Annotated in this window: 12 protein-coding genes; 2 read left to right on the forward strand and 10 right to left on the reverse strand. The window is 34.0% G+C overall.

Translation table 11 applies throughout. The features are described 5' to 3' along the window. Positions 1 to 2 precede the first annotated feature (2 nt). The 3 genes from BN2390_RS06585 to BN2390_RS06595 form a co-directional block, all read right to left on the reverse strand. The gene (locus BN2390_RS06585) at positions 3 to 1,103 is read right to left on the reverse strand and encodes an FIST signal transduction protein (protein WP_053983563.1); all 1,101 of its coding nucleotides are present in this window, start codon (positions 1,101 to 1,103) and stop codon (positions 3 to 5) included. A gap of 107 nt (positions 1,104 to 1,210) precedes the next feature. Continuing rightward, a complete protein-coding gene (locus BN2390_RS06590) occupies positions 1,211 to 1,393 on the reverse strand; it encodes a hypothetical protein (protein ID WP_053983564.1) in 183 nt (60 codons plus the stop codon). A gap of 88 nt (positions 1,394 to 1,481) precedes the next feature. Beyond that, the gene (locus BN2390_RS06595; RefSeq protein WP_053983565.1) at positions 1,482 to 2,495 is read right to left on the reverse strand and encodes a glycoside hydrolase family 18 protein; all 1,014 of its coding nucleotides are present in this window, start codon (positions 2,493 to 2,495) and stop codon (positions 1,482 to 1,484) included. Positions 2,496 to 2,659: 164 nt separating this feature from the next. On the opposite strand from BN2390_RS06595, the gene BN2390_RS06600 reads away from it, so the two are divergent. Both BN2390_RS06600 and BN2390_RS06605 read left to right on the forward strand, forming a co-directional pair. Continuing rightward, complete coding sequence (locus BN2390_RS06600; protein WP_198524871.1) at positions 2,660 to 3,958, forward strand: tetratricopeptide repeat protein; 1,299 nt, start codon at positions 2,660 to 2,662, stop codon at positions 3,956 to 3,958. A gap of 110 nt (positions 3,959 to 4,068) precedes the next feature. Then, positions 4,069 to 5,301 (forward strand): MFS transporter, encoded by a 1,233-nt coding sequence (locus BN2390_RS06605; protein WP_053983567.1) that lies wholly within the window; start codon positions 4,069 to 4,071, stop codon positions 5,299 to 5,301. Positions 5,302 to 5,363: 62 nt separating this feature from the next. Here BN2390_RS06605 and BN2390_RS06610 read toward each other — a convergent pair whose 3' ends face one another. The 7 genes from BN2390_RS06610 to BN2390_RS06640 form a co-directional block, all read right to left on the reverse strand. Further along, positions 5,364 to 6,674 (reverse strand): hemolysin family protein, encoded by a 1,311-nt coding sequence (locus BN2390_RS06610; RefSeq protein WP_053983568.1) that lies wholly within the window; start codon positions 6,672 to 6,674, stop codon positions 5,364 to 5,366. 261 nt (positions 6,675 to 6,935) lie between these two features. Further along, the gene (locus tag BN2390_RS06615) at positions 6,936 to 8,789 is read right to left on the reverse strand and encodes a DUF5696 domain-containing protein (protein ID WP_053983569.1); all 1,854 of its coding nucleotides are present in this window, start codon (positions 8,787 to 8,789) and stop codon (positions 6,936 to 6,938) included. A 24-nt stretch (positions 8,790 to 8,813) separates the two neighbouring features. Continuing rightward, entirely contained in the window at positions 8,814 to 9,707 is an 894-nt protein-coding gene (locus BN2390_RS06620; RefSeq protein ID WP_053983570.1) for a carbohydrate ABC transporter permease, read from the reverse strand. A 27-nt stretch (positions 9,708 to 9,734) separates the two neighbouring features. Further along, positions 9,735 to 10,640 (reverse strand): ABC transporter permease, encoded by a 906-nt coding sequence (locus BN2390_RS06625; protein ID WP_053983571.1) that lies wholly within the window; start codon positions 10,638 to 10,640, stop codon positions 9,735 to 9,737. A 62-nt stretch (positions 10,641 to 10,702) separates the two neighbouring features. After that, positions 10,703 to 12,349: a type 2 periplasmic-binding domain-containing protein gene (locus tag BN2390_RS06630; RefSeq protein WP_053983572.1), complete on the reverse strand. Its 1,647-nt coding sequence runs from the start codon at positions 12,347 to 12,349 to the stop codon at positions 10,703 to 10,705. Positions 12,350 to 12,513: 164 nt separating this feature from the next. After that, complete coding sequence (locus tag BN2390_RS06635; RefSeq protein ID WP_053983573.1) at positions 12,514 to 14,106, reverse strand: response regulator; 1,593 nt, start codon at positions 14,104 to 14,106, stop codon at positions 12,514 to 12,516. A gap of 20 nt (positions 14,107 to 14,126) precedes the next feature. Further along, on the reverse strand, positions 14,127 to 15,731 hold the full coding sequence (locus tag BN2390_RS06640; RefSeq protein WP_053983574.1) for a sensor histidine kinase: 1,605 nt from the start codon (positions 15,729 to 15,731) through the stop codon (positions 14,127 to 14,129). Positions 15,732 to 15,882: the final 151 nt, after the last annotated feature.

The raw sequence follows: 15,882 nt of genomic DNA on the forward strand, positions 1-15,882 counted from the left end.
TCCTATTCAAATACAGCTATAATCATTGTTTGATTAAAATGTTGGTGATCAAGTTGTTCACCATATCCTGCAAAGCCTACATAGTTACCAAGAGTCTGTCCCATTTCTCTTGCAAATTGATCAAGATACCCTTGTGATTCAAATAGTAAAGAACGTGCTAAACAATGGACAACTAAAGCTAAAGATGGCTTAGGTACATCTTGGTGAATACGTTCCATAGTTTGTTTAATAACATTTTTATAGTTATCTGGTTCTAGTAAAACCATTTGAGAATTTTTATAGACACGTGCATGATACGCCATGCCCTTTTGTTCAACGACTTCTTTATTGGCAGTAATGTACATATCATTTCCAATCATTCTCCCCATAGGATAGCTATCTAAATAGCTCGGCAAATGTTGAAGGTCTGTTCCTAATGCTTGAGCAACTTGAGGTGCCGCTGGCTTACCATCATACTCATAAACAATACGATTGCGAACATCAACCTTTGTTGCTATAAAATGATGAGCTGTTGGTTTATAAATATTTTCTTGATAAAAGTGTATTTTTCCTCCTAAATTTTTCAATATCACGAATATACAGGCTTTTTCATATACCTTCCCATTATAAGATACTAGTGTCTTTTCAGCTTTTCCTTCATCCCCAGCTGTCCCACCAAATATAGGAATTTGTCTTGAGTTCAAAACAGAATTTAATGTAGAAAGCACTAACTCCTCACAGCTTATTAATCCTGTTGTAAAAGTTAAACACATAGTATTGGTAGATGTACCTATAGATTCTACACACGCCTCTATACGTGGCACATATTTGATAGGATATTGATCTACTTCCTCAAGAACATCACCATAACACTCTATTCCTTCTTCAATTCCAAGTACTAGTATGCCCTCTTTAGAAATCCCCTCTTTGCAAAAAGATGCAAACGTTGTAGAACCTATAACTAAACAGTTCGGAAATTTTTCTTTAATACCTATTGTATAGGCGTCAAAGTTTCTTACACTTGAAAAGAATAAAATCAGTTTAGGATGCTTAAGTTCTCCAATTGCTTCATTTATACTTTGCTGTACATCTTGATGTGTACTTCTTCCCATTTTATACTTCATATGACACTCCCTTAAATTACAAAATATTATAACCATATAGTATATTTTTGTCGAATTTTAGTCAATAGTATAATTTATTACTCATCATAAAAAACTTCCTAAAAATATTACATCTCTAGGAAGTTTTCTGCCAACCCGTTTAGTTCTTTACGTACAATCACTACCATTGTTGTAAAATCATTATTCAAGAAGTCAAAAAATAAATAATCTAAACAAAAATGCCCTATGGCATAAGGCCATAGGGCATTTTCTCCGTCATTCTTCCAAAAAGGGGTTGGAGGAGACTTCATTCAAGTTCAACTTGGGGGAGTGAACTTAACTATATTTTATGTATTATAGTACATAATTGCAATAGTTAATTTTAAAATTTACTCTTTTTTAGGAAATTTTTATCTCACGTGCTATAATATCGAACAATTCTCCCCTACGATCTGCATCATGTACCCAGTAAAAAATACCAGCCATATCATGAGCTTTTGCATAATCACACTTTTCCTTTACAGAGGTAGGATCATCATAAGAGAAAAATGTACTTCCATTAAATAGGAAAGGTGCTCTTGCCGCTTCATCAAAGTATTTGATGTAACCATTTTTATTTTCATAGTGATCAACAATATCTGTGTAACCAGGTCCCCAATTATTAAGCTCTGGTGAAGTTTGGCGATAACCATGATCAATGTCTGGTACATTATTCCATTGTTGAGAATAAAATGCTGCGCCTATTAGTATCTTCTCAATAGGTACACCAGCCCCTACCATTAGATGAATGTGATAATCTGCACTATGAGGTCTAATCCCTTCTCCTTTTGGCTCATATAAGTTGGTGTGGTGACCAGTTACTTTTCCACCTGTATTAGAATCATAAGTCATTAAATTAATAAAGTCTAAGTACTCATGACTTGTCTGAATCTCTGTACGATCTAAATACCACTGTCCACTCCCAGCTGCTGTTGTGAGCCAGTATTTCTTTCCTGTTTTTTCACCTAATGTATCTAAGGCTTTACGGTACGCTGCAAAAAGTGCTGTATGTTGGTATTTCTCCTCTATAATCCCTGTATCACCTGGAAATTCCCAGTCACAGTCAATCCCATCTAAATCATAACGTATTACAATATCCATTGTAGAGGCTACTAATTTATCCATTCCTGCTTGTGTACTTGTGGCTTCCCCATGTCCATGATTGTTACCGCCTCCTGTTGAAACAAGTACATTAAGTTCTGGATTTGCCTTTTTAATACGTTTGAGTTCATCTATTTGTGCTTTATCTAACTCCATGACTGTAATATCCTCAACCATTGGTGCAAATGCTAAGTTAAGATGTGTTAACGCTTTTGCTTGCTCATCCGTTATCGTATGCATACTTCCTTTATTTACATAACCTACAAAATACATTGTTATACCTTCTCTTTCCGGCTTTTCATTTTGTTATATATTAAGCCATTATTTTCTCTCAGTTAAATTATAACAAATTCATATATTTTAGTAAAATATTTATCAAATAATTTACCTTAGTTCTAGTTTCAAAAAGTATGTATTCTCCTAAAAGTTTTAGTATAATGAAGCTAACAGTTTATCTAGAAAGGATTTATCAAATGGCTATTCACACCCCTTTACTCGGTTCCCTTATTAAAAAATATCGTCTTGAACAAAATATGAGTCAAGAGTCCCTTTGCCAAGGTATTTGTGTTGTCTCTTATTTAAGTAAAATAGAAGCTGGCCTTGTCACCCCTAGCCAAGATATATTAGAAGGACTTACCCAGGCATTAGGTATTCATTATGAACTAGAAGAAGCATTCCTTAAAGAAGGTGAAGTGCTCTTTAACGATTACTTCCATGCATTATCCTTCTTTTTAGAAGATAAAGTAGCACTACTTCAAGAGCATATTTTAGAAAACTATAATACCTATTTATTTTCACCTTTGATGTTGGAAGCACTGCTCGTTCAGGCAAATATACAAAATGAAACACATGACTTAAAACTTTTAGAAACGCTAGACGACTTAGAACATTCTTTTAAGTTTCTTACCTCCAGTCAAAAGGCACTCTTTTATTTATTTAAAGGCTGCGCTTTAATCTACATGAAAACTGAGCCTACTAAAGGATTTAATACTTTGGAGCAGGCATTGGCTTATGAACGCTCTGGCTTTATGCTATTTGCTGTTGGCAAACAGCATTATCGCTTAGGTCACTATAATTTATCTCTAAACTATATGGAAGAAGCCTACGAGATGTGTATTAAAGAAGGTAACTTAAGATGTGCTCTTTATAGTGCACTTAATATTGCAGGTGTCTACTCTTCTATTCGTAATATGTTCCTTATGGAGAAATATTCTAAGCTCATTATTAATCTGGCAACAAGTCTAGGGGAAGATGACAGCCTCTATACCGCATACTATAACTTAGGTGCCACTTATTTAGAAATTAAAGACTACGAAAAGGCACTTACTTACTGTGAGCGAGCTCTTCACCTTAGAAAAGATAGCCCTCATCCTGATGTAATGAATTATCACAAGTTAGCCCTCATTCATCATCAACTTGGTAATCTGGAAAAGGCACATGATTTCTTAGACCGTGCCTATAACTGCTATCTGGCATGTTCTATCCACGGTACACCCCTTACTAAAACGATGCTCGATATCGTTAAGATTACCCTTGATGATCCTAACTATCTTCATAATTCAGAATATGGAACACTCTTAGAATCCGTCTATAACCAAGTTGGTGAAGCCATTCATTTTGGTTTTAAACAATTTCATGGCAACTATCTTATTGACTACTACAAGGCCAATAGACGTTACAAAGAAGCCCTAGCCATTACAGAAGAACTTTATGTCAAAAGTCCGTATCTTTCCTAAGATAGGGGCTTTTAGTCGTCTTAACACTCGTATATAAGTGAAATTTTCTCAAAACTGCACTCTATTTTATTCTTTAGCCTCTATTTATAATATAAAGAGGAGGTGAAAATATGAAAACAAAACAACCTACGTTATGGACACGTAATTTTACTATTATTACACTTGGAACGATTATTTCTGCTCTAGGAGGTGTGGCAACTTCCTTTGCTATGAACATTGTAGTCTTTAAGGAAACAGAATCTACACTTCTTACAGGACTATATACTGTACTTATTCTCATTCCACAGCTTATTTTGCCTATTATAATAGGACCTTACATTGACCGCTTTTCCCGGAAGAAACTTATTGTAAGCTTAGATTTTCTCATGGGCTTTTTCTTTTTATTTTGTAGCTTTCTCACTCGAGATAACTTCTTTAGTTATCCGCTCTTTGTTGTCATGGGGATTCTTATTAACACAAATGGAGTGATCTATGGCAGTGCTTATAATGCCTTATATCCTGACTTAATTCCTGAAGGGATGTATCAAAAAGGTTATTCGGTAAGCAGTATGATTTATCCTTTAGCCAGCACACTGATGACACCTGTAGCTGCACTTATCTTTGAACACTTTGGTGTATCTTTCTTATTTGTACTAGAGGGTGTCCTTTTGATCGTAGCGGCCTCCTTTGAATGCTTTATCAAAGTCAAAGAAACTTTAACCAAACCGGATAGTACTTCTTATAAAGTTTATTTAGAAGAACTAAAACAAGGCTTTTGCTATATTCAAGGTGAAAAAGGATTACTTGCTATCTTTACATACTTCTTCTTTACCATGTTTGCCTCACAAGCAACTGCCTTATTATTAGTACCCTTCTTTGAAAATCATCAATTTCTTACTTTAACTAGCTACTCTCTCTTGATTTCTGCTGAAACAATCGGACGCACACTAAGTGGTACTTTCCATTATCTATTTAAAATTCCTACTAAGGCACGCTTTAAAGTTGCCGCCAGTGTGTATGTCCTCTATGACCTATTAGAAGGCATCATGCTCTTTATGGCTTTTCCAGTTATGCTTATTATTCGTTTCTTACTGGGCTTTATGGGTACCAACTCCGCTAATATTCGAATGTCCTCTGTCCAAAGCTATGTTCCATCAGAGATACGAGGTCGTGTAAATGGCTTTAGTAGTATCTTATCTATGGCAGGGGTCTGCTGTGGTAGCCTTGTATCTGGTATACTTGGTGAATACTTTAACTACGCTCACCTTGCATTGGTCTATGGCATTATTGGGACATTGGCAGCCTACTTCCTCATCATTAAAAATAAGGATGCTGTATCTGCTATTTATAACCGAGAACTCTAATAAAAATAAGCCTCTTATGTACAATGTCTTGATAACATTTTGACCACATAGAGGCTTATTTTTTATTTACTATTGAAAGGTAACACGACTTGTACTTGCTCAATACGTCTCCTATTGGCACTTACAATTGTATATTTTATATCTTCTAATGCTACTTCAACACCTTCATCTGGTATTGCACCCATATAAGTGGTAAGGAATCCATTAAGTGTATCATATTCCCCCTCAGGTAGTTCTAGTCCTAATGTATATTTCAAATCATGAATGCCTGTTGAACCATTTACTAAGTAAGTCTTCTCATCCATTTGTTCTATTTTAAGTTTTTCGATGTCATACTCATCATCAATATCTCCCATAACTTCTTCCACGAGATCTTCCATCGTTACAATCCCTGAAAAGCCACCATATTCATCAATCAATATAGCGATGTGATTTTTACTTTCTTTAAAGTTTTTAAAAAGTTCATTAATCTTTTTACTTTCTGGAATGAAATAAGGTGTACGTAAAATGTTTCTAATATTTATAGCATGAAATCCTACTTTTCTTGCTTCCTTTATTAAATCCTTTGTATAAAGTAGGCCAATGATATGATCGATATTGTCTTCGTAGACAGGAATTCTTGAATAATTAAATTCTGTAATTTTATCTAAAATCACTTCTATATCCTCTTGAATATTAATGACAAAGATATCTTTTCTAGGTGTCATAATTTCTTTAACAATCCTGTCATTAAACTCAAATACTTTATCAATCATAACTTCTTCTTCATCTTCAATACATCCATCTTGCTTAGATTGTGAAACCAATGCACGAATTTCTTCTTCTGAAATTTTTTCCTCTGCATTGTCTTGACTATTGCCTGTTACTTTTAAAACAAATAGTGTAGATAAAGACAAAATCTTTATAAAAGGTTTTGCAATTAATGATACTAAATAAATGGTTTTAACTGAACTTAAAGCAATAGTTTCTGATTTTTTCAGTGCAATTCTTTTAGGGACTAACTCTCCAAAAACTAAAGTAAAATAGGAAAGCATCAGGGTAACACCAATCATTGCAATTTCTCCTGAAAAAGGGATACCTAGTTGCTGCATCCATTTTGCAACATGGCTAGATAAACCTGTTGCTGCTGATGCACTTGAAAAGAAGCCCGCTAAAGTGATTCCTATCTGTATTGTAGATAAGAAACGACTTGGCTCATCTATAAATCTTTCAAGCAACCTCGCTTTACTATTTCCCTCTTCACTTAGTCTCCTTATTTTACTTTTGTTTACAGATACTATGGCCATCTCTGCTGATGCAAAAAATGCATTTGTACCTGTTAGTAAAAGAATCAAAATCAACTGTCCCATAATACTTGCCGAATCACTTTCCAAAATAATCAATCCTCTCTGTTTTTTAATATATTCTAAGTCAAAATATACGCAAAAAGACACAACCTACGCCTAATTAGACGTAAGCCATGCCTCTATATTTTGAAACTTATTCAGTTTTAATCTCTTATTATTTTCATGCTCCGTATCACTAGCATCGTCCATGATTTGTTCTAACTTCTCCTTTAAAATAATGCATTCTATATTTGATATTATATGTATATGCATTTATATAATCAAGTATAAATATAGAATTTTATTATTTTATTGAATTATATATGTACCTTTGTCTAAATCAATAGTTACTTCTGTTCCATCGCTATATACAGCTTTTTGTGTTCTATAATTTTCATCTAAGAATTCATGTTTAATCATTTCACATTGAGCAATTTTTTCTTGAAGGGCTGCCACTTGTTGATAGCGCTCTATTTCATGTTTAAGGGCGCCCCCTTCTTTTTCTGCATCTAAGTAAGCTGCTCCACCATTGAGTAATGCATAGAGCATATAGTCTCCTTGTGGTGTATCTTCTTTCATCAGCCATGGAAGGACTACACAGTCATGATATACCAAGTTAAAGAGTGGGACAGGTATGCCTTTAGGTTTTTCATTTGGCCACAACATAAAGGCATAAGGCCCATAATGAGCTGTTACAATACTAGGTACTGCCCAGTCAATCACTTCTTCTGAGCTTGGAAGAATATCGTGTGCAACCAAGTAGTCAAAGCATGATTTTCTATAGGCCATACATTCTTTACGTGTCATTGTATGCCATGGATGTGTACATTCATCTAGCTCGTTACATGTAAATACATCTAAGTAAGTTCCCTCTAGCTGTATGCCATGCCTAAAGAGTTCTGTAAAGTTACGTTTTAAATATAATGGTGCTTGTGATGCACAAATATATGTCTGCCAGCCTCCTGCCCATCTACAAAACTCAATATGTGATCCATCTGGATTTTGAAGCGCAAATGCTCTATCATAAGTTGCTGCATCAAAGTAGTAATCACGATACTGATCATGAATAGCAAACATATAGTTTAACGCTTTCATTTTATCTGAAAGTGCTTTCATACCAGCCCATCCACCAGCCTCAATGCAAGCTGGCAAATAATCTGGGTGTTGATTATCATACCCTGGTTCTCCCCATCCATCTAAATGGAGATAAACTTTCTCAAGTCCTGCTTCTTTTAGCTTTTCCATTTGTTTTTGTCTCACTGCAAATGGAACCACTTCATCATTTTTCTCCGGATGCTCTTGATCATAATAAGCTGAATCTGGTGATACGTGTGTTTTAATACCTGTATGTACAATAGCAGATCCAATAAACTTATTAACTAAGGGATTTTTAGCTGCTTTTTCTTTTAAAGTTACAAGTAGCCCTTGTTCTTTGGCATACTGGCGGTAAACTTTACAAAGGTCATTGTAATCACAGTTTTCTAAGAAAGTCAGCTTCATACTACGTTTATAAGTTAATTTCCCCATACTCGGTAGCCATCTTACGCCAATGTGGCAAAAGTCTGATCCTTCGGGATGATTCACCTGATAGCCTGCATCCCATGGTGTACATACAATAGCAATATATCCTTCATGCTCTTTTATTTGGCCAAACCATGGCATATACGCTGCACTACTGCACATTTGTCCATCAAATACTAGTTTATCTACTTGATGTGGCCAGTTATTGGGGATCATAAGTCCTTGTAGCATATTGATAACGGTGTACCACTTACTACTATCCTCTTTAAATGCCATGTGCCCCGGCCAATAGAAGTTGCCCATAAGTTCATGAGCCTCCTCTATTGGAATAAGTTCAAAATAAATGTTTTGTGTAGCATACTCTATCCAAACCACTGTCTCAAAAGCTAAAGGGCTTTCTATCCCGTTTACAACAAAGTTTGAAAACTTAGTTCTAAATCCTTCTCCTACACCTGTCTTCCAATTAAAATGCTGGATACAACCTGCATCTTTAAAATAGATCGTCTCCTCACCTATATTGAAATAGGGTTGATACATTTCGTCCCATTGCCAACGATTACCGTTACTTTCAATGGCTATATGTAAGGTCTTTTCATTATAATACACCCTAACTGTTTCATGTTGCACCGCTTTTATGATCATCAATAAAACCCCTCTTCTATAGATTTAACCTTTAACACTACCCACTACAATACCTTTAATAAAGAAACGTTGTAGGAATGGATATACGAGTAAAATAGGAAGTGCACCGACAAAAATCTGTGCAGCTTGTAGATTCAGCTCACCAATACTTTCAAGTGCCAAAAGTTGCTCTGGTGACATCATTTGATTCGCCGTCATATTTTGATCAAGTACAACCGTTGATAAATATGTCTGTAATGGATATTTGCTTGTTGTATTCAAGTAAAGCATCCCATCAAACCATGAGTTCCAATGACCAACAATAGTGAAAAGTAAAATAGTTGCTAAAGATGGTAAAGAAATCGGTAAGTAAATCTTACATAAAATATAGAACTGACTCGCACCGTCAATCAGTGCCACTTCTTCTAGATCTTTTGGAATCTGTCTAAAGAAATTAAGGAGTAGAATAACATTCCATACATTCATGGCTGTAGGCAATACTAATGCCCAAATGGTATCAATTAACCCTAAACTCTTAATGACCATATAAGTTGGAATCATACCGCCGCTAAAGAACATGGTGAAAGCAAAGAACCATACATATAGACTACGCTTTTTGAAACGTAAGTTAGACTTAGATAATGGATACGCTGTTAAAATTGTAATGGCCATGCTAATAACCGTACCAATCACTACCCTTACAACGGTTACCCCCATAGATTGGAAGAACTCTTTCTTTTGAAGTAAGTATTTGTATGCTTCTAAGCTAATTTGTTTAGGTAAAAGCCCAACTTCCCCTGCTGTAGTTGCTGCTTGTGAACTCATAGATACTGCAAATAAATGTACAAATGGTAGTATACAAATTAATGTAACAATGGATAAAAAGATAATATTACATACATTAAACGCTTTGCGTCCCTTTGACTCTTTAACTGCCATAACACACACCCTTTCTCGTCTTGTTCTCTAGAAGATACGGTAATCACTTACTTTATAAGCGGTCCAATAAGAGAAGGCTACTAGAATAAGTGATATAAATGATTTAAATAATCCTACTGCTGCTGCAGGTGAATATTGCCTATCAAAAATACCTAAACGATAAACAAAGGTATCAATAATGTCACCGCTTTCATATACAACAGGACTATAAAGCATCAGTACTTGATCAAATCCAGCATTTAATAAGCTACCAAGACTTAAAATACCGATAAGAAGGATAATAGGCATCATACATGGAAGTGTAATATATTTTACACGTTGCCATGCATTGGCACCATCCATCTCTGCTGCTTCATAGAGACTTGTATCAATCCCTACAATTGATGCAAGGAAAACAATCATGTTATAGCCCATCCCCTTCCATACATGGGTTATAACAATAACGATAGGGAACCAAGTATTATTGAGTAAAAACATAAGTGGTTCTATGTTTAAGCCACCTAAGATCTGATTGATTGGACCATTTAAAGCAAAAATTTGTTTTATAATTCCACCTAAGATTACCCAGGAGAGGAAATAGGGCACAAAGATAGCTGTTTGAACATATTTTTGAAAACGTTTAAGTACAATTTCATTTAAAAGTAAAGCCAGTATTAAAGGAACTAATAAACCAAATATGATTTTAAGCACAGATATGTAAAGTGTGTTCCACAATGCGTCATAGAAACCTGGTAAGTTGAATACATACTTAAAGTTATTCATTCCAACAAAATCTGATCCTGTAAAGCCTTTAACTGGATTAAACTTTTGAAATGCCATTACAATACCTGCCATAGGCAAATAAGCAAAGATAGCAGTAAAAATAACACCTGGTATAAGCATGATATGCCATGCTGTTGTATCTTTTCTCAAAAATGCTTTAAGTTTTTCCATCTACCATCCCTCTTTCTGTAAAAGTAAAAGGGTAATAAAATTACTACCCTTTTACTTCTGTCTTATTTATTTTGATACCACTCATTAACCTCTTTAGTAATTTCATCTCCACCAAGTTTGAGCCAGTTATCTGCATAAGCATCAAAGGTGCTAATAGGTGTTTCTCCCATAACCATTTTTACATAAGTTTCTTCTGTTAACTTATTGAGTGTAGCTTTTCTTTCTTTCATTGTATCTGTGGCAAGACCATAGAATTTATTTAATTGATACTCTTTGTTTTCTACAAGTCTTTCTGTTGTTCCCCAAGCAAAGTCGTCATCAATTCTTCCTAAATATTTACCCCATTTATTGGTTTCATCATAAGGGATCTCTCCGGCTTTCCATTTAAAGTAATCCTCAGCATAACTCCAAAGCTGAATATCTCCACCGCCAATGCCTTCTGGTAAAGTTTTTAAATCACCTGTAGCAATTTGGGTGTTGAAACGATCATGTAAAGTTTGAATATCATATGGATCAAAGTAAGTTGTTGGTACCCAGTTCCACACGTGTCCATTTGCAACTTGAGCTTCTTCTGGATACTCTGTTTCAAATAATGCCCAAAGATTAAAGAGCTTTATAACTGCTTCTGGATTTGTACATTTACTATTTAAAACATAGTAATCTTCAATCATCATACTTTCAAGTAAAGCACCGTTTGTACCTTCTGCTCTTGGAATAGGTGCTGTTGTCCACTTACTATCTCCATTTTTAGCAATTTCCTTTCCAATGAAAGAATCAAATGCCCACCATGGTGCAATTAAAATACCTAATTTTTCTGACATAATAAACTCTCTAAGTTTAGTTGCATCATGTAATGCAAATTCTTTATGTATAAGCCCTTTTTCATAGAAACGATTAAGTGCTTCTAAAGCTTCTTTTGTTTCTGGTTGTGTTTCCCCTGGAACTAAAGTGCCATCATCTCCTTCTATCCATGCTGTTGGATAAGAACCAAACATATTCATAAGTGCTGCAAGTGGAGATGTACCTGCTAAAACATCTTTTGAAAGGCTGATTCCCATATCTGCCCCTAATTGTTCTTTAAAAGCTGTTGCTACTGCTTCTAATTCCTCTACAGTTGTAGGAACATCCATCCCTACTTCCTCTAACCAGTCTGTACGGATCATCATAATATTAACATTACGTTTGACATCCCAATACTGTGGTATCGCCATAATTTTGCCATCTTCTGTTGTCACACTTTCAAGAACTGCTGGGTCACGATAAATCCATTCTTTCAAAGTATCACTGGCCCATTCTAAGGCATCATTCCATGGCATAATCTGTTCATTTTCTAATAAGTTTTGATAATCAACAGCTGAAACTGCCATAATGTCAGGTAACTCTCCTGATGCCATTGCTACTCCTAGCTTTTGTTCATATTGATCTGTTGGTGCAGTCCAAAGCCATTTAAAATCAATGTTAAACCTATTTTTTGCTTCCCTAACAAAAGATTGGTTTTCTGGGGTAGTACCTGCTGGTACTTCTGATGAGCCAGCTGAAAATGAAAGTACTCCTGTTACTTCTACAGGCTCTTGATATTTTCCAAATGGATCTACTTCACCTTTTTCCACACTAGATGAAGCGGTTGTTTGTTCCTTTCCAGCACATCCTCCTAAGACACCCATACACATTGTTAAAGCAAGAATCATCGCCCCTACTCTTCTTCCCATATAGCACCTCCGAATTTGTATATTTTTTATTGTATTTATATATACAATTATATGTTTTGTGTACATTTTGTTCAATTTCTTTATTTTTACTTCTTTTTCTTTTGTTGACATGTATATAAAAATAGAGTTAAAGAAAGCCTTTGTTACTTTCTCTAACTCTACTCCTATTTATAATTTCTGTACTCTGTAGGTGTAAGCCCCACACATTTTTTAAAGAATACGGTAAAGTATCCTACCGACTCATAACCTAACATTTTAGAAATATCGCCTATTTTTTTATCACTTTTTCTTAAAAGTTCTTTGGCTTTCATCAACTTAGCCTCTTTAATAAACTGCGATAAATTTCTACCTGTAACACTTTTATAAAATCTTGATAGATAAGATGGATTAAAATAAACTAACTTAGCTAAAGTATTTAAACTAATTTCTCCTGTGACAGAATTTAAAATATAGTCCTCTATCTTTTTAATAATCATATCTTCTTCCGTTACCTTACTGAGTGCTTGATCTTCTCCTAAGGACTTAAGCAATAAGACTAAAAACTGATGGATCTCATCTACACCTGTTAAATAACGTAAATGATAATAACCTCTTTGTAAATCTTCCGGAAGTTCTAAGTAATTAATCTCTTTTTCTATGTAAGATGCAACCTTTTCTAGACACTTATAGTACATCTGTGTATCAATTAAACTCAGCTCATAGGTATTCTTAATACTGATATAAAGGCTTTCAAAAATTTCTTTTAAATCAAGGAAGCGCTTTTCTATAAGCATTTTATCAATTTGGAGTACATAATGCTCATGATTGCTATCCTTTAACTTATTTCCTTCTATAAGTGTCTCCACATCAATAAGAATAGGTACGTATTTAGATAAATTAATATCTAGTAAGGTCGTATACAGCTTAATTTGATCCTTCAATTGCTCCCATTGCACTTGATGATTGGAATAAATAAAAGAAATCTTTTCTTCAGACAACGCCATTAATTGAGTTTGTATTTCTTCTAACATGTTACCTAGTAGGACTTGTTGTTCCTCAACTTTTTCCTTTGGCTGAACGACTATAAGATAGGTATTACTATATAATTTGATTTCATCTACTTCATAAAAGTAGCTATACTGCTGCTTAACCTGTGTAATTGTTTGAAGAATCATTTTCCTCTTTTGGCTACTGCAACGCTCTCCTAATACTTTCCCTATTGCAATATAAAAATCTTCTTCTATCTGAATGGGTCCTGCATCATAAATCATCTTTAATATTTCTAAACGTTCATTACTATTTTGATGTCCAAGAAATTCTGTCATAAGTTGACATTTTTCATAAGTTTTGTTTTCATTTGTCATTTGCAACATCTTGCCTTCAGTTGCTCTTATTTGGTGAGTACGTTCTATTTCTTGGATACACTCATTAATCACTTGAATAAATTTATCTTCTTCCTCATTTTTCAGCATATATTTCCCTGCATATTCATTGACTGCTCGGTAAATATAATCAAAAGTATCATAACCTGTTAAATAAATAATCTTGCATTCCTTCCAATAGCCTTTTACTGTTTGACTAAATTCAAATCCATCCATAATGGGCATATTAATATCTGTACATAATATATCTAATTTAACTTCTTTTGCAATACGAAGGCCTTCACTCACTGTATAAGCTGAGTAAACTTGTAGCTCAAGTTCTTCTCTGTTCTCTAGCATCGTTACAAGACCTTTTACAATACTCTTCTCATCATCAATCACTAAAATCTTATACATATTTTCCCCCTTATATGTACTTACTTTTCGCTATAAATCTGAAGTATAATGGCTAATCCCCCCATTTCTCCTTGGCTTACCACAATATCATTTTTCTCATGAATATAGTGAAGTCGCTTTTTAATATTAATTAGACCTGTTACAGGGTTTTCACACGCCTTTAATCTGATCTGTAATGCTTCTATTTGCTCTAAGCTTATAAAGGTTCCATTATCCTCTACTTGTATCAGAATAAAATGAGCCTGCTCTCTAACATTTATATGTAACTTTCCCCCTGCTTCAATTTTTTCAAATACATATTTATACGCATTTTCTACCACTGGCTGTAAAATCAATCGGGGTACATATACATTTTTTAGGTTGTCTGGTAGTGGATCCATCTCAATTTGTACTCGATCTTCAAATCTAATTTGTTGAATACCAATATAGTTTTTCATGTGCTCATACTCTTCTTCTAACTTGACAAACGCATAGCTTGTCCTTGTAATATAGCGATAGTATTTGGCTAATCCAAGTGTAAGCTGTTCTATCTTCTCTACATCATAGGTTTTGCACATATTTGAAATATTGAAAAAGCAATTATAAAGAAAATGAGGTTTAATCTGCCCTTGAAGATGGCTTAGTTCCATCTGCTTCATATCAATAGCTTGTTCATAACTTTTCTTAATATAGTTTTCTAATAACCCCTTAGCCTTATTAAAACTTTGTGTCACATACTCAAATTCATCGATACCTTCATGTTTTGCCTGTTGATTGAAGTTATGTACATTCATATTTTCAATATGACTTACTACATTTTGGAGTGGTTTATGGATGGCCCGATTCAGATACTTGGTAAACTTAATCGTAATAAAACATAATAAAATTAAAGCTAATAAACTGAGTAAATAAAATTCATGTCCAAACTCTATGAAATGAGAAGGAAGATAAATATGAAAGGCTATAGGATATAAGCTGCTCTTTATAACCATTTCTCTCGAAGTTTTATTGGCTTGTTGTACATTAAAAGGAGCAATTTCTAACTTTTCTCCATTTAATAGTGCTTCTATATAAACCTCTTCATTAAATTTCATTTTTTCCATTAAACGTATTAATTCATATTGGTCTAGCTTAATATATCCTCTTCTATACTCATTCTTATTTTCATATTTTTCTAGTAGATATAGAGTATCTTGTAAAAAATATAAACCAGGTTCTTCTATGTCTTTTATGGCCTCATCAGGTCTAAACCACTCCAACGATGTAATCCATAAATCTTGCTTTGGTATATAGATGCCTATATCACTTGTCCATTTATATTGATTATTTAAAATATTGAGCTCTTCCTTAGCCTGCTTCTTCTTATTTATTTTTTCATAATCAGACAGTTGTTCATACTGATTAGATAATACAAGAACATTTTCACTTTGCATCATATACATCACTAAATTTTGTAAATTGAGTAATTCTTCATCAAAATACTCCATATGTTGCATCGCATTTGTTTTATAGCGCTGTATAAAATTATCACGTATCGTTCGAAGGCCCACTCCCATAATGGCTAAAATACTTAGTGCAATCATAAAGTGACTGACTAAATAAATAGCAAGTACTTTATTGGCTAACTTAGCTTTTCTTATCTTCATTTTATCCCCTTAACTTTTATCAATTTGTTAGTTTTATTATATAATATTATTTACTTTTTTTGAAATTTAAATCGTCAAATAAAACAACTTTTCCTATTTAATTTTTTATACTTTACTAAAATTCACTAATTATGTATAGCCATTTTTACTT

The organism is Niameybacter massiliensis (genome assembly GCF_001282685.1).
Classification (GTDB): Bacteria; Bacillota; Clostridia; order Lachnospirales; family Cellulosilyticaceae; genus Holtiella; species Holtiella tumoricola.